Origin of the sequence: Novosphingobium beihaiense, from assembly GCF_022832375.1 — a bacterium.
GTDB lineage: Bacteria > Pseudomonadota > Alphaproteobacteria > Sphingomonadales > Sphingomonadaceae > Novosphingobium > Novosphingobium beihaiensis.
In genome coordinates, this window is sequence record NZ_JALHLG010000042.1 from 17,480 (window position 1) to 39,053 (window position 21,574).

Consider the following 21,574-nt stretch of genomic DNA (forward strand, 5'->3'; position numbering starts at 1 on the left):
CTCCAAATAAACCCATACCGGTTATCCCTGAGTCACCGGGTCATATGGAGTCAGGAAATGTCGGCGGATATCGCGCGCGGCACTGCAGAGCAGGACGAATATCTGCGGGACGGCGCCTTGCAGACTAACGGGCGCACGTCCGGCCAGGACATGCCGCCCGGCCAAGAACCTCAGCATGCCCCCACTCCGGCAAGCGAACATGCCTCCGGAACGCAGTTACGCCGCCGCCTCGTCACGCAAGAGAGCATCGCGGAACTGGCAGCGGCGGAAAAACCAAGCCTTCTGCAGCGGCTCCTGCGCCGTAAATGACCGCCCCGCCCGCGTAATCCTTAACGCAGGCGTTGATCCCCTCCCCCGTTAGGCGTAACGCCCTTTTTCAATGAAAATTCATCCTCTGATCACCAGCACCCAGGATCTCGCCGATCTGTGCGCGCGCCTTGCCGAATCCGACTTCGTCGCCGTCGATACCGAGTTCATGCGCGAGAACACTTATTGGCCAGAGCTCTGCCTCGTCCAGATCGCCAATACGGAAGAGGCCGCCGCCGTCGATCCGCTCGCCAAGGATCTCGATCTAACGCCGCTCTACGACCTGCTCGTCAACAACGAGGACGTGCTGAAGGTCTTCCATGCGGGCGGGCAAGACGTTGAAATCATCTTCAACGCCACCGGGCGCACGCCGCATCCGATCTTCGACACCCAGATCGCAATGATGGCGATCAGCCAGTCCGAGCAGATCGGCTATTCGAACCTCGTCGAATCCTGGCTGAGCCTCACGATAGACAAGGGCGCGCGCTTCACCGATTGGTCGCGCCGCCCGCTGACCGAGCGGCAGATCGACTATGCCATCGGCGATGTCACCCACTTGTCCAAGATCTTCCCCAAGATCCTCAAGCGCCTGATGAAAACCGGGCGCGGCGCGTGGCTGAACGAGGAAATGGAAAAGCTCGCCGATCCGGAAAACTACCGCAACGATCCGACTCAGGCGTGGCGGCGGATCAAGGCGTCTGGACGCAATCCTGCCGTGCTCGGCCGCCTCAAGGCGATTGCCGAATGGCGCGAGCTGGAAGCGCAGGGCAAGAACATTCCGCGCGGCCGTATCGCCCGCGACGAGACGCTGGCCGATCTGGCCGGCCACCCGCCCAAACAGCAGGCCGATCTCGCCAAAGTGCGCGGCCTTTCGCAGGGCTGGAGAGACAACGAGATCGGCAAGCGCCTGATGGCAACCATCGCCGCAGCCGAGCCCCTGTCCGACAGCGAATTGCCGCCGCGCAGCCCGCGCGGGGCACCGCTCGGCAAGGAAGGCGCGCTTGTGGCCGATCTGCTCAAGCTACTGCTCAAGATCCGCTCGCGCGAAATCGATGTCGCCGCCCGTCTGCTCAGCCGCAGCGACGAGCTGGAAATGCTGGCAGCCGGGGTGCGCAAGAATCTCCCGATTCTGCGGGGCTGGCGCTATGACGTCTTCGGCCACGACGCCCTCGATCTGGTTGAAGGCAAGCTTGCCTTCGCCGTGGAAAACGGCAAGCTGAAGATGACGCACGTCGACGATGCCGATCCCGCCGAAGCAGCCAGCGAGCAGACAGACAGCCAAGCCTCTTCATGACGGTCTACCAGCCCACGCTCAAACAGCTGCAATACCTGGTGGCCCTGCATGAGCATGAGCATTTCGGCCGGGCTGCAGAGGCCTGTTTCGTTTCGCAGTCCACGCTTTCGGCAGGTCTGCGCGATCTGGAAACGCTGCTCGGCGTAACCCTGGTCGAACGCACCAAGCGCGCGGTACGCTTTACGCCACTGGGCAATTCCGTCGTCGCCAAGGCCCACCGTATCCTGCGCGAAACCGAGGAGCTTTCCGAACTCGTGCAATCGAGCGGCAAGCCGCTCTCGGGCGAAGTGCGCATGAGCGTGATCCCCACGATCGCGCCATTCCTGCTGCCCCGCATGCTCCCGCGCCTGCGCCGCGAGCGCCCCAATCTCAAGCTGTTCCTGCGCGAGGAGCCGAGCCAGCAGGCGATCGAGTCGCTCCACCACGGCCGCGCCGACTGCGTGCTGCTGGCGCTGCCTTACGCCACCGGCGAAGTGGAAAAGGAAACCATCGAGCTGGACGCCTTCTTCGTCGCTTTCCCGCACGACGATCCGCGCAATCCGCCCGCCGAAGTCCTGCCCGACATCATCGACGAGAACCGGCTACTGCTGCTGGAAGACGGGCATTGCCTGAAAGACCATGCCCTCGCCGCCTGCAACCGCCCCGAACTGCGGGCCAGCGCGACGATGATTGGCACCAGCCTGCACACGCTGGTGCAGATGGTCGATAACGGCCTGGGGCTAACGATGCTGCCCGAAATGGCGCTCGATGCAGGTATTCTCAACGGTACCAACGTGGTGGCGCGCCCCCTGCTATCGCCCAATGCCAACCGCGAGATCGCACTGGTATGGCGCAAGAATTCTCCGCGTTCGGACGAGTTCCGGATGCTCGCGGACGAACTGCGCGCAGGATAGCGCGCGGGCAAACTCCGGACCTTCTCGACAATTCCTCCATCAAACTGTGCTCTGAGGCTGCCGGGCGCGGGTCGCGCCGGCAGCGAAGGAGCATTCGATGAAGTTTCGTGAACGGTTGTACGCAAAGGCCGCCCCCGGTCTCGCGCTGGCGGCGGCGGCAGCCTGCCTGCTGACGCCGGCGGCCAGCATGGCGCAAGTGTCCGGCCCCTGGCGCGTCAGCGGGGATATCGACGGCAAGAATTTCGTGCTCGATTGCCAATTCGTGCCGAACGGCACGCAACTTGGCGGCGTGTGCACCGATGTCGCGACCGGAGACAGCAAGAAAAGCAAGCTCAAGAAGCACAAGCTCTCGTCCGGCAGCGTCAAGGGCAGCGCCGTGGCCTGGAGCTATCCGGTGAAAGTCATGTTCCTGTCGGTGGATATCAATTTCGCCGGAACGCTGAACGGCAACCGCATGACCGGCACGATCTCGGCCAAGGGCCGCGAAGGGCATTTCACCGCCAGCCAGAGCTGAGGAATACCCGCTGACAAGGAATACCGGCTGGGGCTTGCTTTCCCCCGAGACCTCGCACTCCCTCAATCCATGTGTTTGAGACCCACGCGCAGGTAGTCCCAGCCGGTAACCAGCGTCAGCCCCGCCGCGCCCCACAGGGTTGCCAGCCCGACAGTGTGCGGAATGTTGATCTCCAGTCCGCCAATCAGGACATTCCACCAGGGCATCGCTGCCCCCAGGATCAGGGCCCCGAGCGAAATCATCTGGAACGCGGTCTTCCACTTAGCGAGCTTGCTGACCGGCACGGACACCTGCAACGGCCCGAGAAATTCGCGCAGCCCCGAAACGGCAATCTCGCGAATCAGAATCACCAGCCCCGCGATCACATGCATGTCGCCGACATAGGGCCCGGTCAGGATCCCCTGTGCCGTGAGAACCAGAATCACCGCGGCAACCATGATCTTGTCGGCAATCGGATCGAGAAAAATCCCGAGTTTGGAAACAGTTCCGCTCGACCGGGCGAGATAGCCGTCGAAATAGTCGGTGATCCCCATCAGGCAGTAGAGCCCGAAAGCCAGGCCATACCCGAATTCCCACTGCGGCCACCACAGCAGGAAGGCCAGCAGCGGAACGGTGAGGATTCGCGAAAGGGTGAGGATATTCGGCAGAGTCAGCATGTCCCCCTGCCCATAGCCCCTAAGCCATGAAGGAATAAAGTGCCGATCAGGGGTTGTGCCCCCGGCCCACCGCATTAAACGTCCGCCCGACATAAAAGGCAGGCCGGTAACACGATCCGACATGACCACGACGACCCAACTCATCCGGGCGCGACGATTTCTTCCTCTGTTCGTCACCCAGCTGCTCGGTGCGTTCAACGACAATCTGTTCAAGAACGCCATGATCCTCTTCGTCGTGTACGAAGTCTATCATTCCGAAGCGCAGGAAGCCCGCTTCAGCGCCCTTGCCTCGGCCATCTTCATCATTCCCTTCTTCCTGCTTTCGGCGCTGGCCGGACAGCTTGCGGACATGCGCGACAAGGCGCTGCTGATCCGGATCATCAAGGCGTGCGAGATCGCCATCATGCTGGTGGGCGGCGCCGGGCTCGTGCTGGCCTGGCAGGGCGTCGCCCTGCACGCGCTTGCCATTCCGCTGATGCTGGTGGCGCTCTTTGCCATGGGCATCCATTCCACCTTCTTCGGCCCGATCAAGTACGCGATTCTGCCCCAGCACCTGAACAAGGGGGAAGTCCTGGGCGGCACCGGGCTGGTCGAGGCAGGCACATACCTCGCCGTTCTGGCAGGCACGATTGTCGCGGGCTGGATCAGCGTGGAAGCCGCCGCGATCACCGTGGTCATCGTGGCCGGGATCGGTTTTTTCGCAGGCAGCCAGGTTCCGCCCGCTCCGCCGCTGGGCAAGCTGGAGCCGCTCGATTTCCATATCGTGCGATCCTCCATCACTCTGGTGCGCACCACGATGCGCGACCGCCGCGTCTATCTCGCGATCTGCGCGATCAGCTTTTTCTGGGCCATCGGCACCGTGCTGTTCGTCCAGTTCCCGCCGCTCGCCAAGAACATCCTGATGGCCAGCAAGCAGGTCGCCAGCCTGTTCCTGGTGATCTTCTCGGTCGGCGTCGCGATCGGTGCGATGGTGATCAACGCGATGCTCAAGGGCAAGGTTTCGGCGCGCTGGTCTCCCATTTCGGTGATCGGTATGGGCCTGTTTCTGGTGGCGTTCCAGCGGGTTTGCGCGCTCTGGCCGCCGCATAGCGGGCCGGAAGAATTGATGGATGTGAGCGTGTTCGTGACACAGCCGCTGGCCATTCCACTGCTGCTGACCCTGCTGGGCGTTGCCGTATGCGGCGGCATGTTCGTGGTGCCGCTCTATGCCTTCCTCACCACGTTCGTGGACAAGTCCCAGACCGCGCGCACGGTTGCGGCGAACAACATCGTCAATTCGGGCGCGATGGTGCTGGGTGCTGTCGTGACCGAGGCCATGACCCTGCTGGGCGTTCCGGTGGTGCATCAGTTGCTTGTCGTGGCCGCCAGTTGCGCGGCCTCTGCCTGGCTGGGCTACGTGCTATTCCGCGCCGAACAGTCCGCCGTCACCGCCTGAATCAGGCGATAAAGACCATCACCGCCACAAAGCAGGTGCAATAAGCGGTCAGGAAACTGCGCCAGTCGCCGCCGCTCATGCGCCAGCGATGCGCGGCCTGGGCGTTCTCCTCTGCCTCCACGTCCACGCCCAGCGGCTGCGTGAAGACATGCGGCGGCAGCGAACGGCGGAAGGGATGCCCGGCCGATTCCTGCGTGAGAACGAGAGCGCGACGTTTCATATTCTTCATGAAACGCATTTTAAGATTTTGTTTACATTTGCGCAAAGCCGGTTGCCGCGTGCTTCCCAAAACGGGACGAGGCTCACAGCCGCCAGCTTTCTGCTGCGCTCGCAACCGGCGGAATTGATACGAAAAAGGGCCGCCAACTGGCAGCCCTTCCGGTCTTTTTCCATCTGGGCCGGATGCCCGGCTCAGAAGCTTATCCCTCCGACACGGAAAGGATATGGGCCCATTCTTCCGGCGTGATCACCGCGACCGACAAGCGCGACAGCTTGACCAGCTCAATGTCGGGCAATTCCGGGTCCGCCTTGATCTGCTTGAGCGTGACGGGATTCGCCAGCTTGCGCACCGGCTTCACCTTGACCGCCGCCCATTTGCCTTCCGGATCGGTCGGATCGGTCAGGCCCGCCTCGCTGATCGTCACGATGCCGACGATCTCCTTGCCGACGTTCGAATGGTAGAAGAACGCTTCATCACCCACCTGCATGGTGCGCAGGTTCTTGGCGGCGCGGTGGTTGCGCACGCCGTCCCAGGTGCCCTCGCCTTCGGCCACGAGGTCGTCCCAGCTGTAGGCATCCGGTTCCGATTTCATCAGCCAGTAGCTCTTCGACATGCATTGCCTTTCCATTTCGACTATCGGTGGCCGCATACCGATTCACCACGGATTACACTACCCATGGACCTTGCTGAAATTCCCGTCCTGAGCCTCGATGCGGACAAGGACAACCTTCCCACCCTGATCGGCGGCAGCTTCCGCACCTTCGGTTTCGCGATGATTCGCGATCACGGCATCGATCAGGATCTGATCAGCCGCGCCTGGGCACTGACCAAGCAGTTCTTCGCCCTGCCGGTCGAGACCAAAATGCGATACTTCAATGCCGGTCAGGGCGGCGCACGCGGCTACACGCCGTTCCGCACCGAAGTGGCCAAGGGCGCGACCGAGAAGGATCTCAAGGAGTTCTGGCACGTCGGCCGCGACCTTCCCGAAGGCTCCCCCCTCGCCGCGACAATGCCGCCGAACGTCTGGCCCGAAGAGATCGAAGGCTTTCGCGAAACCTTCAGCGAACTCTATGCCCAGTTTGACAAGACCGGTGCGAAGATCCTGTCCGCCATTGCCATCGACCTAGGGCTCGACGCGCAGTGGTTCGATCCCGCCATCGAAGACGGCAACTCGGTGATGCGCCTGCTGCACTATCCGCCGGTCGGCGAAGGTGCGGGCGGCGCCATCCGTGCAGGCGCACATGAAGACATCAACCTCATCACCCTGCTGCTCGGCGCCGAGGAAGCGGGGCTGGAACTGCTCGGCAAGAACGGCGAATGGCTCTCCATCGCCCCGCCCGAAGGCGCCATGGTCATCAATATCGGCGACATGCTCCAGCGCCTGACCAACCATGTGCTGCCCTCCACCACGCACCGGGTCCGCAACCCTTCGGGCGACCGCGCGGCGCACAGCCGTTATTCGATGCCGTTCTTCCTGCATCTGCGCAGCGATTTTCCCTTCGTGACGCTGCCCGAGTGCATCAGCGCGGACAATCCCGACCGCTATCCGGTCTCGATCACGGCTGACGACTATCTGCAGGAACGCTTGCGGGAAATCGGCCTGAAAGCCTGAGGAAAAACAACCCGGGGGACGGCTTGGCGCGCGTTATTTCGTCCCCCGCACTTAACGGAAATTTCAGAGTACCGTTCTAGCGTTTCGCCCTAGTACAAACTCTAGGGAGCTTGTGGGTGGAGGCGTCATTCACCAGGCATATCACGGCGATGGACGATGAGAGCGAGAACCGGCGGCAGATAGACGTCGTCGCGCTCGGCATCGTCACAGCCGCGATCCTGATGTTCGTCGCCACGGGCAGTCAGATCGGCCCTCCGGTGGTCAATTCGCTGCTCTATGGCGGCACCGGGCCGGACAACCTCATCCTGAATGCGTTCCTTCTCAATATCGCCATCATCATCTTCGGCTGGAGCCGCTACCGGCAGCTTTGCGAAGAGATCCAGCTGCGCAAGGCCGCCGAAAAGCAGGCCCGGAAAATGGCCGAGACGGACCCGCTCACCGGCTTTCTCAACCGCCGCAGCTTCAACCAGTGCGTTGACCACCTGATCACCAAAGCGGACGAAGAAGGACAGATCGTGGTCCTCGTCATGGTGGACCTCGACAATTTCAAACAGGTCAACGATTTCAATGGCCACAATGCCGGCGACCTGCTGCTGCGCGAGTGCGCGCGCCGGATTGCTTCCGGCCTGCCGAAGCGCTCACTTCTGGGCCGTATCGGCGGCGACGAATTTTCTGCCGCCTTCGCGTTCGACAAGAACCGCGACGATACGATTGCCCTGATCGCCTCGGGACTGATCGAGACGATCAGCCAAAGCATGCAGATCAACGGCATCAGCATGGACGTCACGGCGTCCATGGGCCTCTCCCGCTCCGATTCCCCCGGCGCCGGCAGCCAGCATCCCGATGCCCACGCGCTGCTGGAGATGGCGGACATCGCCATGTACCATGCCAAGCGCCAGGGCCGGAACGGTTACTTCTGGTTCGAAGACATGATGGCCGACGAGATGCGCTTTCGCACCGAGCTGGAGCAAGGCATCCGGCACGGTATCCCGAACGGCGAATTCGTCCCCTACTATGAACAGCAGATCGATCTGCAGACCGGCGAGCTGACCGGCTTCGAAATGCTGGCACGCTGGGATTCGCCGCAGTTCGGCATCGTTTCGCCCGAAGTCTTCATTCCCGTGGCCGAAGACATCGGCGCCATCGGCGATCTGTCCGAAAGCGTGATCCGCCAGGCGCTGGAAGACGCCAAAGCCTGGGATCCGCGCCTGACGCTGGCCGTCAACGTATCGCCCTTGCAGCTGCGCGATCCCTGGTTCGCCCAGAAACTGCTGCGGCTGCTGGTCGAGGCGAATTTTCCGCCGAACCGGCTGGAAATCGAAATCACCGAAAGCTGCCTGCACCAGAACGTGGCGCAAGCGCGTTCCCTGATCACCAGTCTGAAGAACCAGGGCATCAAGATCAGCCTCGACGATTTCGGCACCGGCTACAGCTCGCTGGCGCAGCTGCGCAGCCTTCCGTTCGACCGCATCAAGATCGACCGCAGTTTTGTAACCAGCCTGCACGAGAGCAAGGACAACGCCGCCATCGTTCACGCGATCGCCATGCTGGGCAAGGGGTTGCAATTGCCCGTCACTGTCGAGGGGATCGAGACCGGAGAGGTTCTGGACCACCTGCTGCAGTACGGCCCGATCAAGGGACAGGGCTATTTCTACGGCCGCCCCCGCCCGGCCCGAGAACTGGCCGAATGGCTGAACGATCCGCAGCGTTCCGGCAAGGCTGCACGTGGCAAGGAGCCTGCTGGTCCGGAAGCCCTGGCGCAAGCTTTGCACACCCCGGCAAAAGCGGATTCCACCGGCAGCATGGCAGAACCCGCCGAGGTGCCCGGAAAACACGTCCGCAACGCCTGACTTGGCGCTATCACCTCTGGACCTGCGACCTGCAAAGACCTAGATCGCGCCCATGCGGATCGACTTCACCAAGATGCACGGACTCGGCAACGATTTCGTCGTGCTCGACGCGCGTAACCCGGCGCAGGCCCTGCCCGCGATGGACGCCGCCCTGGCATCCGCGCTGGCCAACCGCCGCACCGGCATCGGCTGCGATCAGTTGATCCTGCTGGAGCCTTCGGAACTGGGCGATTTCCGCATGCGCATCTTCAATGCCGATGGCAGCGAGGTGGAAGCCTGCGGCAATGCCACCCGCGCGGTGGGCCTGCTACACGGCGCGCCCGCGCGGATCGAGACGCTGGGCGGGCTGCTCTCCGCCACCCCGTCGGACACCGGCATTGCCGTGGAAATGGGCCAGCCCCGCTTTGACTGGGATGCGATCCCGCTCGCCTATGCCATGGACACGCACACCATGCCGCTGGCCTGGGAAGACCTCACCAATCCGGTCGGCGTCAATGTCGGCAATCCGCACGCGATCTTCTTCGTGCCCGATCCTTATGCCGTGGACATGGAGCGGCTGGGGCCGCTGATCGAGACCGATCCGGTCTTTCCCGAGCGCATCAATGTGAACGTCGCTGCCGTGACCGCACGCGATGCCATCACCCTGCGCGTGTGGGAGCGCGGCGTGGGCCTGACCCTCGCCTGCGGCACCGGTGCTTGCGCCACGGCGGTCGGCGCGATGAAGCGCGGGCTGGTGGACCGCAAGGTGACGGTCACGCTGCCCGGCGGCGCGCTCGTTATCGAATGGCGCGAGGATGACGGGATCGTGATGACCGGCCCCGCCACCGAAAGCTTTCGCGGCAGCTTCGATCCCGCAGATTATGGATTCGCGGCCGGGAGCCCGGATTGACCGTCGAAGTGCATTCGCTGGGCTGCCGCCTCAATCTGGCCGAAAGCGAGGATCTGCGCACGCTTCTGGGGGAGGCGGGCGATCTGGTCGTCGTCAATTCCTGCGCCGTCACCAGCGAGGCGGTGCGCCAGACCCGCCAGACCATCCGCCGCGCCCGCAAGGCCCGCCCCGGTGCCCGCCTGATCGTCACCGGCTGCGCCGCCGAAGTCGAGCACGAAATGCTCGGCGCGATGCCCGAAGTCGATGGCCTCGTGCCCAATACCGCCAAGCTCGATCCGCGCGCCTGGAACGTGCCTGCGGCCGCGCCCTTGCGCGAACGGCGCGGCTATACGCGCGGCTTCGTGCAAGTGCAGAACGGCTGCGACCATGCCTGCACCTTCTGCGTGATCCCGCAAGGGCGCGGCCCCAGCCGCTCGCGCACTGTGGCGGAAGTGCTGGAGGACGTGGCCGTCCATCTGGACGCCGGGGTGAACGAGATCGTGCTGACCGGCGTCGATCTCACCTCATGGGGCGGCGACTTGCCCGAAAGCCCGCGTCTGGGCGCGCTGTGCGCGGCGATGCTCACCCGCTTCCCCGCCCTGTCCCGCCTGCGCCTCTCCTCGATCGACGGGGCGGAAGTGGACGATACGCTGTTCGAGCTGCTGACCGGGGAGCCGCGCGTCATGCCGCATGTCCATCTCTCGCTGCAACACGGGCATGACCTGATCCTCAAGCGTATGAAGCGCCGCCACAGCCGCGCCGATGCCCTCGATCTGGTGCAACGCCTGCGCGCGCGCCGTCCGGATCTCGCCGTGGGCGCCGATCTGATCGCCGGATTCCCCACCGAGGACGAGGCCGCCCACGCGGCAAACCTCTCCATCGTGGAAGAACTGGAAATCGTCCATGGCCACGTCTTTCCCTTCTCCCCGCGCCCCGGCACGCCCGCCGCGCGGATGCCGCAGATCGATCCGGCCACGATCAAGGCCCGCGCCGCCGAACTGCGGGCGCAAGTGGCCCGCGTGCGTGCCCGCTGGCTTGCCGCGCAACTGGACAAACCGCTATCGGTCCTTGCCGAAAAGGGCGGGACCGGCCATGCGGAAAACTTCGCGCCCGTGCGCCTGCCGCAAGGCACGCGGCCCGGCGCGCTGATCCGCGTTACGCCCGCAAGGGCAGTCGAAGGAATACTGGAAGTATGAGTGAGGACAGCGCCACGACAGGCGCGGCGGGCGACGCCTGGTCTGACCGCCTTTTCGGCGGCTTTCGCAAGACCTCGGAACGCCTGACCGGCAATCTGGCCGGGATCGTCGGCAAGACCCGGCTCGACGACGCGCAGCTCGACGATATCGAGGATGCGCTGATCATGTCGGACCTCGGCCCCCGCGCCGCCGCCCGCATCCGCGAACGCCTTGCCGAGGAACGCTTCGAGCGCGATGCGGACGAACGCGCGATCATGGAAGTGGTCGCCCGCGAAATCGCCGAGATCCTGCGCCCGGTGGCCAAGCCGCTCGACGTGGTGGCCTTCCCGCGCCCGCAGGTAATCCTGGTGATCGGCGTCAACGGTTCGGGCAAGACCACCACCATCGCCAAGCTGGCCCACCTGTTTCAGGAGCAGGACTATTCGGTGATGCTGGCGGCGGGCGATACCTTCCGCGCCGCCGCCATCGGCCAGCTCGGCGTCTGGGCCGAGCGGCTCTCCATCCCCATCGTCAAGGGGCCCGAGGGTGGCGATCCCGCCTCGATCGTGTTCGACGCGGTCAAGGCGGCGACCGATCAGGGTATCGATGCGCTGATCGTCGACACCGCCGGGCGCCTGCAGAACAAGCGCGAGCTGATGGACGAGCTGGCCAAGATCCGCCGCGTGCTCGGCCGCCTCAATCCCGAGGCGCCGCATGACGTGGTGCTGGTGCTCGATGCCACCAACGGGCAGAATGCCCTCTCGCAGATCGAGATCTTCAAGGAAGTGGCGGGCGTCTCCGGCCTGATCATGACCAAGCTCGACGGCACCGCGCGCGGCGGCGTGCTGGTCGCGGCGGCCGAGCAATACGGGCTGCCGATCCATGCCATCGGCGTAGGCGAGAAAATCGACGACCTGCGCCCCTTCAATCCGGACCTTCTGGCCCGCGTCATTGCGGGAATTGCATGATGAATATGGAAACAGCCAAGGCGGAAAAGCCCAAGAGTTCGTGGGTAAACCTGCTGGTCGATTTCGGCCCGCTGCTGGTCTTCTTCCTGGCCTACAAGTACTATGCCCCGGCCGGGGACGGTGAATCGCTGGCGACCGTCACTGCGGTGATCAAGGGCACTGTCGCCTTCATGGTTGCCACCGTGATCGCGCTGGGCGTTTCGAAATGGCGGCTCGGCCATATCTCGCCAATGCTGTGGCTGACGACGGTGCTGATCATCGGCTTCGGCATGCTGACGGTGATCTTCCACAACGATTTCTGGATCCGGATCAAGCCCACCGCCGTCTACCTGATGTTCGCGGGCGTGCTGTTCTTCGGGCTGTGGCGCGGCAAGCCGATGCTCAAAGTGCTCCTCCAGTCCGCCTTCGAAGGGCTGAACGAGGAAGGCTGGATGAAGCTTTCGCGCAACTGGGCGTGGTTCTTCCTGCTGCTTGCCGTGCTCAACACGATTCTGGTCTACACGGTGAGCTTCGAGACCTGGCTGCAGGCCAAACTCTGGGGTTTCACGGTGCTGTCCTTCGTCTTCACCTTCTCACAGCTCCCCATGGTGCTCAAACACGGCATGGGCGAAGAGGCGAAAGAAGAAGTGATCGAGAACCCGCCGCACGATTGACGCTGCTCGCCGCCAGGTGCGAGCGCACATGCCTTACAATCGCACGGTCATGCCTTTCGCAGCGCTTTCCAGCCCTGCTTCCAGCACGGCCATCGTGTCGAGAGCCTGCTCTGCGGGAACCGGATTGGGCCCTTCGCCGCGTAACGCCATCCCCAGCGCGCGCCAGAAGCGTTCATAAGCGCCCCGTTCGTTCGGGACGACTTCTCGCTGGTCAGGGTTTTCGGCGGACGTTAGCACGCCTGGCTCGGGATCAATTCCCAGCCCGTCGTCTCCCGGTCTGGCCCCTGCGATGATCGCCGGTTCCTGCGTATCGAGCCCGTGCTTGATCCAGCTCCCTGCGGTGCCATGCACGGCAAAGCGCAGGCGGTGATCGGCCGCGAGCTTATTCGAATGCAGAACCGCCCTCATACCCGGATAGTGGAGAACGGCATGGAACCAGTCCGGCGCCGGAGCGCCGTCGCGCAGGGCTGCAATATCTGCCGTGATCGCATCCGGTTTGCCGAACAGGACCAGCGCTTGATCGACAAGGTGCGGGCCCAAATCCAGCCACGAGCCCCCTTCCCGCGCGTCTTTCCAGCGCGATGGCACGACCGGTTGCCAGCGGTCGAAGTGGCTTTCGAAATGCACGATGCGGCCCAGCGCGCCTTGCCCGGTCAGGCGCTGCAACGTCAGAAAATCGGCATCCCAGCGCCGGTTCTGAAAGGCCGTCAGCACCTTGCCCGCCCGCTCCGCCGCTTCCACGGCGCGCCGGGCGTCCGCCAGGCATGTGGCGAAGGGCTTGTCCACCAGCACATGCTTGCCTGCACTCAGCGCGGCGATAGCATGTTCAGCGTGCAAATGATCCGGGCTCGACACGATCACCAGATCGATCCCCGGCATGGCCAGCAACGCATCGACAGATTCGGCCACGGCCATGCCCGGCAACTGGGCATGCACTTTGCCGGGATCGCTCGAAACAACCGCGCGCAGCTCCATTCCGTCCGCTGCCTGGACAAAGGGCGCATGAAAGACACGCCCGCCCAGCCCGTATCCGATCAGTCCCACGCCGATTGTCTTCATCGTATGCCCTTTCTCTGGCCGGGTATGGGGAAGCCCTCCCTAAAGGCGCGGCTTCAGGACCTGTTTGAGCAGTTCGCCCAGCGCTCCCACCAGCATCAGCGCCGAACCGGCAATGAACATCCACACTCCGAGCGTTTGCCAAGCCTGCATGGACGGCAGGAACAGGATGCTGCCGAGCACGAAAAGCATGTTCCCGGCAACCCCTACGGCAATGTGAATCCAGCGAAAATCGTGGACCAGAGTGCGAACGGGATGGATCATGAGTAACGCGGCCTTTCGTTGATTTTCAGGCTGTGCAGGCCCTGACACCTGTGCCGTTTTTCCCGCCGCCGGGGCAAGAGGCAATCCGGCCGCGCGCCATTCTGCCGCAGAGCCCGCAGCGTTGGCGCAGGACGAACCTCGCCCGCTGTCCCGGCCTAGGCACAATAGTACGGACGCTGGGCGCGCCATCATATCGAAACGGGGTGCCCCGCTTCAATACGTCCGGTAGCTGTTCAGATACTTGCTCAGATAGCTCCGCCGCTGATTGTTGAAGCGCGTTTCACACTTCATTCGCGCGGTTTCCCGCTCCGTCGCGTCAGTGGAAGCACCGGCGGCCTCGATCTTGCAGTCCGCCCTTTTCCGTTTGATCCAGGCCCGCTGAAGCGCCAGCAGGCGGCTGCGCACCGGCTTGTCGAGCGCGTCCCAGGTCGCATTGATCGACTGGACGGACAAATCCATTCCCGCCTTCGCTTCGGCAAGCGCCGCGTCGCGCTGCTCCGCCAGAGCCTGCTCCTTGCGCGCCTTTTCCTCGGCTTCCTCGCGTTTCCTTTCCGCCACCAGCTTTTCGATTCCCGGCCGTATCAAGGCCATGCTTTCGACCATGGAGACCCCGTCGACGATGTCTTTCTGCTGGTCTTCGTTGAGTTCGGCATAGACCTTGTCGCCACTGTCCGTTGGCTGGATCGTGAAATCGAACTGGGTGACATAGGCTCCAGCGTCACGCTCGAACCCCTTGCCAGCCATAGCCTCGCCGATGGTTCCGTCCTTCTCCAGCAGCTCCGCGGTCTTTTCCGCCTCCCGGGCCGATTGTTCGGGAAAGATCACCCTGAGATTGCCAACGCAGGACTTCTTAGTGCTGTTGGGATCTTCCAGCGTCGTGCGGACATCGGCGATCGCAAATTTCAGGCTGCCCACGGCAAGGTTGATCTTCGATTCCGGGGCCTTGGCAATACCTTGCAACAGCCCCTTGCCCAGCATCTCCCGAACCTTGGCCCTGGTTTTCTTGCGAATCAGATCAATCACGGCCTCGTGCCCGCTTTCGCTCAGGCACGTTGTCTCGCTATCGAAAAGAGAGGCTCCTCCGCACCCGCTCAGGCCCAGTAGTATCGTCGACGTCAGCACGCCCAGTCTGCTAGACTGCATTCGCAAAGCCCCCCGGATTGCATTGAAAACGCGCTACTATTTCATTTGATCATGAATGGGGCAAGACACTGCGGCTCCCACGGGGACTCCGCGTCTCTTCATGCTGCATGTGCGAAGAAAACCTTGCATCGCTTCTGCCGCTCGCCTAGAGGCGCCGCGCACTGCGCAGGGATGGGCCCGCGCGTAATTCAAACGGAGGCATGACATGAAACTGACGCTCTTGCCTCCGGGACCAAGGGACGATGGCGCGCGGCTGCGCCCATGCGTCCCCCTGTCCGAACCCATTCCCATTTCCGCCCGCCACTGACCGAACGCGCCTGACATGCGCCGTGCCGGCCAGAGGCCGGCCAGGTTTGCGTGTCCATCATGTATCTGCGTTTCGTTACGCCGGGCGCCATTACGCGCGCCGGTATCAGGCCGGGCCTTTTCCGCGCCGCCAGTGACTTGTGCGGCGATCTGTGGCCAAGCCCGCTGGCACGGGCCATCGACCACGAACTGTGCTGGTTCGGCAAATATCTGCCAGTGCCGTCCGGCAGCCATCCCTTCGCGGTGCGTGCGCGCCGGGTGTGGCACAAGGACGGCATTTGCTGGTTCCGCCCGGAACCGGCCGCGCGCGAGGCTATCGCCCATGCCCATGTGCTGGCGGTCCTGCTTGAGGACGGCGGCATTCCGGTAGAGCGGATCACCGCGCGCCATCCCGGCACAATCCTTTACCGCGACGCCATGCAGGTCGTCGCGAAACCCCACTGATCCACAGGAGGAAACCATGACCTACGGCTATGACTTCGACGGCGACGCCTGCTTTCGGCCCCGCTTTTGAACGCACGTCCAAGCGGCGGCGCGGTTATCCCAGCGAAACCCGGGTCAAGCGCGGGTTGCGCACGATCCGGGGCGGGGAAGTCGAACTGCTGGAAAAGCTAGGGCGCAACGATCCCTGCCCCTGCGGCTCAGGGAGGAGGTTTCAAGGCCTGCTGCCTGAAATCGGGCCGGTACGCCGCGACTACTGGAGATGAAACCAGGCGGGAGAGTGCCAGGAAGGCACACTCCCGCCAAATTCAGATCTCCAACTGGCTTCCCAGTTCCACCACGCGGTTGGTGGGCAGGCGGAAGAATTCCATCGCGCTGGCCGCGTTGCGCATCATCCACGCAAAGAGCTTTTCGCGCCAGATCGCCATGCCCGGCTTCTCAGACGGCAGCAGGGTCTGGCGCGAGAGAAAGAAGCTGGTCTTCATCATCTCGAACGGCCCGCCGCACATCGGCGCATGGGCCAAGCCGTGCGGCACGTCGGTCTCTTCCATGAAGCCGTAGCGCAGCGTCATGCGGTAGAAGCCCTGCCCCAGATCGATCACTTCGTAGCGGTCGGCCGGTTCGACATAAGGCACGTCCTGCGCTTCGATCGTCAGCACCACCACGCGTTCGTGCAGAACCTTGTTGTGCTTGATGTTGTGCAGCAGGGCCGAGGGCACGCCGATATTGCTGGAGGCCATGAAGATGGCCGTGCCCGGCACCCGCGCGGCGCTGCCATGCGCGCTCTTGGCGAAGACGTTGAGCGGCAGCGCAGCCTCGGTCATGCGGTCGCGCATGAGCTTGCGGCCCTTGTTCCACGTCGTCAGCAGCGTGAAGGCAACGCCGCCGATCAGCAGCGGGAACCAGCCGCCGTCGGGGATCTTGGTGGCGTTGGCCGCGAAGTACGTGCCATCGACGACGAAGAAGGCAACGATGACCGGAATCGCCAGCCACAGCTTCCAGCGCCACAGCACGATCAGCAGCACCGCCATCAGGCAGGTATCGATCAGCATCGCGCCCGTCACAGCGATACCGTAGGCCGAAGCGAGATTCGACGAGTTCTGGAACACCAGCACCAATACGATCACGCCCGTCATCAGCGCCCAGTTGACGAAGGGGATGTAGATCTGCCCCACTTCGTGCTCGCTGGTGTGCCGGGTGGACAGGCGCGGGATGAAGCCGAGCTGCATCGCCTGATGGGTGATCGAGAAAGCGCCGGAGATCACCGCCTGGCTGGCAATGAAGGTGGCGCAAGTGGCCAGAATCACCAGCGGCAGACGCCAGTGATCGGGCGCGAGGTTGAAGAACGGGTTCTCCATCGCCTCGGCCGCGGCCGAATCGTCCAGCCCCAGGATCATCGCGGCCTGGCCGAAATAGTTGATCAGCAGGCACGGCATCACGAACCCGAACCACGACATGCGCATCGGGCCGCGCCCGAAGTGGCCCATGTCCGAATAGAGCGCCTCGGCACCGGTAACGGCCAGCACAACCGAACCCAGCGCCAGAAAGCCCAGCATCTTGTCAGTCATGAAGAACTGGATCGCGTACCACGGGTTCAGCGCCACCAGCACGTGCGGCAGTTGCACCAGATGATAGATGCCCAGCAGCGCCAGCGTGGTGAAATAAAGCACCATGACCGGCGCGAAGAGCGCGCCGACTTTGGCCGTCCCGCTCTTTTGCAGCACGAACAGCCCGATCAGCAGAATCAGCGCGATCGGCAGCACGAAGGGCTGCAGGCTCGACTGGACGACCGTAAGGCCTTCCACCGCCGACAGCACCGAAACAGCGGGCGTAATCATCGAATCGCCGTAGAACAGCGAAGTCGCGAAAACGCCGAGCATCACGATCAGCCCGCCATAGCTCGATTTCTTGATCGCGCCCGAAATCAGCGCGACCAGAGCCAGGCTGCCGCCCTGCCCCTTGTTGTCCGCGCGCATCAGCACGCTGACGTACTGGATCGAGACGACCATCGTCATCGACCAGAAAATCAGGCTGACGACGCCCAGAATATGCAGTTCGTCGATCGCCAGCGGGTGCGGGCCGACAAAGGTTTCGCGGAAAGCGTAGATCGGGCTAGTGCCGATGTCGCCGAAGACCACGCCAATAGCCCCGAACGCCAACTTGGCGACGTTGCCGGAACCGTGGCCGCCGTATGCCGGAGTTGCCGAAGCCGTCGCCGGATCGATCAGCGCCGGGCCTTCAGCCCTATCCGATGTTGCATCACTCATTCGTGCGCCCCGTTATGGACTCGCAAACCGCCCCCGCAGGTGCGGCGAGGGAGAGGCCGTTAGCAGCATGCGAAGGGCCAGGCAACGTTAGTGAGATTCTGTCTTATGTACCGGTTCACGGTTGGGACACAGGCGAATCGGATGCGCCCCGGGCTTGACCGGAGATCACGGCATCCAGCCGCTGCAACTGCATCGCCAGCGGCGCCCGCCACGGCGCATCTTCGGGAGCATGCTTGAGCAGCCCTGCCCACAAGTCGCGCGTTTCGGCAACGCGGCCGCTCTGCAGCAGCGCCAGCCCGAGGAAGAACGGCGGCCCCGGCTCGTCCGGACCGGCCTTGATCGCCTGACGGTAGGCATAGAGCGCGGCCGGAGTCGCGGTCCCTTCCGCATGAGCCATCAGCGCATTGGCCATGGCCAGCCAAGCTTCCGAATTGCCCGGATGGCTCTCCACCTCGCCCCGCAGGATTCCCGCAGCCTCCGCATAGCGGCCGTTGCGGGCAAGCCCATCGGCGAAAACCACCCATTTGTTGTTAGGCGGAATGCCTTTGTTCGTCACTTTCAGGCGCGCCTCGACCAGTGCATCGGCATTGTCCGAAACCGTTTCTGCCGCCGTCTTGGGCGCCCCCGCCTGTCCTGGAGTGCCCTGCATCACATACCCTGCAATGCCGAGCAGCAGCGCGGCGGCCACCGCTTCCCATGTGCCGCGCGGCGCCTTGAGCACGAAGACGGCCAGCCCGAAGGCCAGCACTGCCAGTCCCGCGACGAGTGCCCAGATCATGCGCCCTCTCCTGGTTTCGCACTGCCTGTGAACAGGCGGCGCAGCAGCAGGAAGGCCAGCAGCAGCAGCACTGCGGGAACCGCGAAGAGCGGCCAGGTCAGACCGGTAATGCGCGGGGCATAACTAACATAGTCGCCATAGCGTTCCATCAGCCAGGAACGGATCGCTTCGGGATCCTCCCCGGCTTCGATTCGCTCACGCACGAGGCTGCGCATGGAGCCTGCGATCGGCGCATCCGAATCGGCGATAGATTGCCCCTGGCATTGCAGGCAGCGCAGCGTTTCCATCAGCGCCTGCGCCTTTTCCTCCTTTGCCGGATCGTCAAGCTGGCGATAGGCATAAGGCGCGGTGGATTGCTCCCCCTGCGCCAGCAAAGGCGCGGCCGTGGCCAGCCCCAGCACCATCAGCAGCAACGCGGCCAGCCGCTTCACAGCCCGGCCTCCTTCAGCTTGTCGAGGATCAGGCCGAGCTGGTCGGGCCGGATCTCGCCAATGTGCTGGTAGACGATCTTGCCCTTTCCATCGATCACATAGGTCTCCGGCACGCCGGACGAGCCCAGCGCAAGCTGGACCTGGCCATCGTCATCGGCACCAATGCGCTGATAAGGATCGCCGTTCTGATCTAGAAAACCCTGCAAGGCCTCGGTCGAATCGCGCACCGAAATGCCCTCGATGGGAACACCAGCCTTCGCCAGCGCGCCAAGCTGCGGTGCTTCGACGCGGCACGGCACACACCAGCTGGCGAAGATATTCACCAGATGCGGCTTGCCGTTGGCCAGAACCTTGCTGTCGAGCCCCGGACGCCCCGGCAGCGCGGGCGGCAGGTTGAACTGCGGCATCGGCTTGCCCACAAGCGCGCTCGCCACATTGCGGTCTGCCGGGCGCAGCATCCCCACCAGCACAAGCGCCACGAAGCCCAGGAACAGCACCAGCGGCAGCCAGATCGCCCAGCGCCGGGGCTTGGGAGAGCCTGTCTCGCTGCTCATATCGCTCATGGCCGCTTTCCTAGCTGGGCCTTGCGTTCGTGACGATAGGCGATCTTGTCCTTCGCCACGAGGCGGCGCACGTCGGTCTTCACGCGCCCGATCAGCGCCAGTGCCCCGCCCAGCGCGATCAGCAGCCCGCCGATCCAGATCAGCGGCACGAACGGCTTCCACCACAGCCTGAGCTGCCAGCGCCCGTCCTCACCCTTTCCGCCCAGCACGGTGTAAAGCTGGCCATTCCAGCGGGTGAGCAGCGCGGATTCGCTGGTCTGCTGCGGCGGAGCCCAGAAACTGCGCGATTGCGGGGCCATGCGCGTCACTTTGCCGTCAGCGCCATAACGCACCAGCAGCCGGGCTTCGAGCGCGGTCCAGTTGGGACCGGCCACCGGCTCTATGGCATCCAGCTTGACGCCCCAGGGGCCGACATGCGTGACCTCACCCACTTTCACAGCCACCAGCTTTTCAGTGTTGAACGCGCTTTCGCAGCTCATCCCGAACAGCGAGACGGCAATGCCGAAGTGCGCGAGGACCATGCCCCAGACGGGCAGCGGCGTGCGGCGCAAGTTACGTTCGCGCAAGGGCAGCACACTGGCCCAGGCCAGTCCAGCGGCCAGCACCAGCCCCAGGAACGGCAGCAGCCCGATGCCGCCAACCACCAGCAGTCCGATACCGGCCGCAACCACCAGCATTGCCGGGATGACCAGCGCCTTGCCAATACGTTCGAACCTGTCACGCCGCCAGCGCAGCAGCGGGCCTATGGCCAGCACCACCAGCATCGGCATGGCGAACAGTGCGCTCATCGGGTTGAAATAGGGCGGGCCTACCGAGACTTTCACGCCCATCGCCTCGGCCAGCAGCGGATAGAGCGTGCCGAACAGCACGATGCCCAGAATCGCCGAAAGCATCACGTTGTTGAACACCAGCGCGCCCTCGCGGCTGACCACGGCGAAGCGTTCGCCTTCGGTCACAGTCGCCGCGCGCAGGGCGAATAGCGTCAACGCGCCGCCGATGTTGATCGCCAGCAGGGCCAGGATGAACGTGCCGCGCTCGGGATCGACGGCAAAAGCATGCACGCTGGTAAGGATGCCCGATCGCACCAGGAACGTGCCGATCATCGACATCGAGAACGCCACCACGCCCAGCATCACCGTCCAGGCGCGCAAGGCATTGCGCGAGGCCAGGACGCTGGCCGAATGGAGCAAGGCGGTCGCGGCCAGCCAGGGCATCAGCGCGGCATTCTCCACCGGATCCCAGAACCACCAGCCGCCCCAGCCCAGCTCGTAATAGGCCCAGTAAGACCCGGCGGTGATGCCGATGGTCAGGAATATCCACGCCCCCAGCACCCAAGGCCGCATCGCCCGGGCAAAGGCCGGGCCGACTTCCCGCGTCACCAGCGCACCGATGGCGAAGCTGAACGCGATCGAAAGACCGACATAACCGAGATAGAGCGTGGGCGGATGGAACGCGAGGCCGAGATCCTGCAGCAGCGGATTGAGCCCGTTGCCCTCCCGCGGGACCGGCGAGAGGCGCTCGAAGGGATTGGAAGCCATAAGCAGGAAGGCATAGAAGCCCAGACTAACGAAAGCCTGCCCCGCCAACGTTGCCAGCATGGCCGGTTCGGGCAGCCGCTTTTCCACCAGCGCGACGAAACCGCCCGCCATGCCCATCACCGTAACCCATAAGAGCATCGAGCCCTCATGGTTGCCCCAGGCGCTCGCGATCTTGAAGACCAGCGGCTTCATCGAATGGGAATTGAGCGCCACCAGCTTCACCGACAGATCGGTAACGGCAAAGACATAGATCAGGCACAGGAAAGCCACCAGCGCCAGCAGCCCCTGCACCACCGCCACCGGCCGCACCGCCGCGCCGAGCGCCGCCCCGCGCCGCGTCAGC

24 protein-coding genes are annotated in these 21,574 nt (G+C 63.8%); 13 read left to right on the plus strand and 11 right to left on the minus strand.

The features are described from left to right. The first annotated feature begins 57 nt into the window (after positions 1 to 57). The 4 genes from MTR66_RS17940 (at position 58) to MTR66_RS17955 (ending at position 3,007) form a co-directional block, all read left to right on the plus strand. Entirely contained in the window at positions 58 to 309 is a 252-nt protein-coding gene (locus MTR66_RS17940) for a hypothetical protein (protein WP_243923557.1), read from the plus strand. A gap of 70 nt (positions 310 to 379) precedes the next feature. Next, positions 380 to 1,600 carry a ribonuclease D gene (rnd, locus tag MTR66_RS17945; RefSeq protein ID WP_243923558.1) on the plus strand — a complete coding sequence of 407 codons (1,221 nt, stop codon included), beginning with the start codon at positions 380 to 382 and terminating at the stop codon, positions 1,598 to 1,600. Next, positions 1,597 to 2,493 (plus strand): hydrogen peroxide-inducible genes activator, encoded by an 897-nt coding sequence (locus MTR66_RS17950; RefSeq protein WP_243923560.1) that lies wholly within the window; start codon positions 1,597 to 1,599, stop codon positions 2,491 to 2,493. The genes rnd and MTR66_RS17950 overlap by 4 nt, the downstream gene beginning before the upstream one ends. Before the next feature lie 97 nt (positions 2,494 to 2,590). After that, a complete protein-coding gene (locus tag MTR66_RS17955) occupies positions 2,591 to 3,007 on the plus strand; it encodes a hypothetical protein (RefSeq protein WP_243923563.1) in 417 nt (138 codons plus the stop codon). 62 nt (positions 3,008 to 3,069) lie between these two features. Here the strand turns inward: MTR66_RS17955 and pgsA are convergent, their stop codons facing one another. Further along, positions 3,070 to 3,663 (minus strand): CDP-diacylglycerol--glycerol-3-phosphate 3-phosphatidyltransferase, encoded by a 594-nt coding sequence (pgsA, locus tag MTR66_RS17960; protein WP_243923565.1) that lies wholly within the window; start codon positions 3,661 to 3,663, stop codon positions 3,070 to 3,072. A gap of 121 nt (positions 3,664 to 3,784) precedes the next feature. Between pgsA and MTR66_RS17965 the strand changes: the two genes are divergently transcribed. Then, positions 3,785 to 5,098 carry an MFS transporter gene (locus MTR66_RS17965; protein WP_243923567.1) on the plus strand — a complete coding sequence of 438 codons (1,314 nt, stop codon included), beginning with the start codon at positions 3,785 to 3,787 and terminating at the stop codon, positions 5,096 to 5,098. 1 nt (position 5,099) lies between these two features. Here MTR66_RS17965 and MTR66_RS17970 read toward each other — a convergent pair whose 3' ends face one another. Next, a complete protein-coding gene (locus tag MTR66_RS17970) occupies positions 5,100 to 5,318 on the minus strand; it encodes a hypothetical protein (RefSeq protein ID WP_243923569.1) in 219 nt (72 codons plus the stop codon). A gap of 199 nt (positions 5,319 to 5,517) precedes the next feature. After that, the gene (locus MTR66_RS17975) at positions 5,518 to 5,931 is read right to left on the minus strand and encodes an EVE domain-containing protein (protein WP_243923571.1); all 414 of its coding nucleotides are present in this window, start codon (positions 5,929 to 5,931) and stop codon (positions 5,518 to 5,520) included. Positions 5,932 to 5,994: 63 nt separating this feature from the next. Between MTR66_RS17975 and MTR66_RS17980 the strand changes: the two genes are divergently transcribed. The 6 genes from MTR66_RS17980 to MTR66_RS18005 all read left to right on the plus strand — a co-directional run bounded on the left by MTR66_RS17980 (position 5,995) and on the right by MTR66_RS18005 (position 12,444). Continuing rightward, entirely contained in the window at positions 5,995 to 6,930 is a 936-nt protein-coding gene (locus MTR66_RS17980; RefSeq protein ID WP_243923573.1) for an isopenicillin N synthase family dioxygenase, read from the plus strand. Between the two features lie 149 nt (positions 6,931 to 7,079). After that, positions 7,080 to 8,780, plus strand: coding sequence for a putative bifunctional diguanylate cyclase/phosphodiesterase (locus tag MTR66_RS17985; RefSeq protein WP_268740590.1), 1,701 nt, complete (start codon positions 7,080 to 7,082; stop codon positions 8,778 to 8,780). 52 nt (positions 8,781 to 8,832) lie between these two features. Beyond that, on the plus strand, positions 8,833 to 9,669 hold the full coding sequence (gene dapF / locus MTR66_RS17990) for a diaminopimelate epimerase (RefSeq protein ID WP_243923575.1): 837 nt from the start codon (positions 8,833 to 8,835) through the stop codon (positions 9,667 to 9,669). Further along, on the plus strand, positions 9,666 to 10,844 hold the full coding sequence (locus tag MTR66_RS17995; protein ID WP_243923576.1) for a MiaB/RimO family radical SAM methylthiotransferase: 1,179 nt from the start codon (positions 9,666 to 9,668) through the stop codon (positions 10,842 to 10,844). The genes dapF and MTR66_RS17995 overlap by 4 nt, the downstream gene beginning before the upstream one ends. Further along, complete coding sequence (ftsY, locus tag MTR66_RS18000) at positions 10,841 to 11,791, plus strand: signal recognition particle-docking protein FtsY (protein WP_243923577.1); 951 nt, start codon at positions 10,841 to 10,843, stop codon at positions 11,789 to 11,791. Before MTR66_RS17995 ends, ftsY begins: the two co-directional genes overlap by 4 nt. Beyond that, positions 11,791 to 12,444, plus strand: a complete 654-nt coding sequence (locus tag MTR66_RS18005; RefSeq protein ID WP_243923578.1) for an inner membrane-spanning protein YciB — start codon at positions 11,791 to 11,793, stop codon at positions 12,442 to 12,444. Before ftsY ends, MTR66_RS18005 begins: the two co-directional genes overlap by 1 nt. Before the next feature lie 33 nt (positions 12,445 to 12,477). Here the strand turns inward: MTR66_RS18005 and MTR66_RS18010 are convergent, their stop codons facing one another. The 3 genes from MTR66_RS18010 to MTR66_RS18020 form a co-directional block, all read right to left on the minus strand. After that, positions 12,478 to 13,503 carry an oxidoreductase gene (locus tag MTR66_RS18010; protein WP_243923580.1) on the minus strand — a complete coding sequence of 342 codons (1,026 nt, stop codon included), beginning with the start codon at positions 13,501 to 13,503 and terminating at the stop codon, positions 12,478 to 12,480. Between the two features lie 39 nt (positions 13,504 to 13,542). Continuing rightward, positions 13,543 to 13,764: a YrhK family protein gene (locus tag MTR66_RS18015; protein WP_243923582.1), complete on the minus strand. Its 222-nt coding sequence runs from the start codon at positions 13,762 to 13,764 to the stop codon at positions 13,543 to 13,545. 213 nt (positions 13,765 to 13,977) lie between these two features. Continuing rightward, a complete protein-coding gene (locus tag MTR66_RS18020; RefSeq protein ID WP_243923584.1) occupies positions 13,978 to 14,907 on the minus strand; it encodes a lysozyme inhibitor LprI family protein in 930 nt (309 codons plus the stop codon). Positions 14,908 to 15,264: 357 nt separating this feature from the next. Here MTR66_RS18020 and MTR66_RS18025 point away from each other — a divergent pair, with 357 nt between their 5' ends. Together MTR66_RS18025 and MTR66_RS18030 are read left to right on the plus strand one after the other, a co-directional pair. Beyond that, the gene (locus tag MTR66_RS18025) at positions 15,265 to 15,657 is read left to right on the plus strand and encodes a hypothetical protein (RefSeq protein ID WP_243923586.1); all 393 of its coding nucleotides are present in this window, start codon (positions 15,265 to 15,267) and stop codon (positions 15,655 to 15,657) included. A gap of 29 nt (positions 15,658 to 15,686) precedes the next feature. Continuing rightward, positions 15,687 to 15,920, plus strand: coding sequence for an SEC-C metal-binding domain-containing protein (locus tag MTR66_RS18030; RefSeq protein ID WP_243923588.1), 234 nt, complete (start codon positions 15,687 to 15,689; stop codon positions 15,918 to 15,920). Positions 15,921 to 15,962: 42 nt separating this feature from the next. Here MTR66_RS18030 and MTR66_RS18035 read toward each other — a convergent pair whose 3' ends face one another. From MTR66_RS18035 to MTR66_RS18055, 5 genes are all read right to left on the minus strand, one after another. After that, positions 15,963 to 17,921: a potassium transporter Kup gene (locus tag MTR66_RS18035; RefSeq protein WP_243923590.1), complete on the minus strand. Its 1,959-nt coding sequence runs from the start codon at positions 17,919 to 17,921 to the stop codon at positions 15,963 to 15,965. Positions 17,922 to 18,036: 115 nt separating this feature from the next. Further along, on the minus strand, positions 18,037 to 18,699 hold the full coding sequence (locus tag MTR66_RS18040) for a tetratricopeptide repeat protein (protein WP_243923591.1): 663 nt from the start codon (positions 18,697 to 18,699) through the stop codon (positions 18,037 to 18,039). Next, positions 18,696 to 19,103 carry a cytochrome c-type biogenesis protein gene (locus MTR66_RS18045; protein WP_243923595.1) on the minus strand — a complete coding sequence of 136 codons (408 nt, stop codon included), beginning with the start codon at positions 19,101 to 19,103 and terminating at the stop codon, positions 18,696 to 18,698. The genes MTR66_RS18040 and MTR66_RS18045 overlap by 4 nt, the downstream gene beginning before the upstream one ends. Positions 19,104 to 19,126: 23 nt before the next feature. Next, the gene (locus MTR66_RS18050; protein WP_243923592.1) at positions 19,127 to 19,693 is read right to left on the minus strand and encodes a DsbE family thiol:disulfide interchange protein; all 567 of its coding nucleotides are present in this window, start codon (positions 19,691 to 19,693) and stop codon (positions 19,127 to 19,129) included. Further along, positions 19,690 to 21,574: heme lyase CcmF/NrfE family subunit (locus tag MTR66_RS18055; RefSeq protein ID WP_243923593.1), on the minus strand; the 1,885-nt coding region annotated here is incomplete at its 5' end. The genes MTR66_RS18050 and MTR66_RS18055, both read right to left, overlap by 4 nt.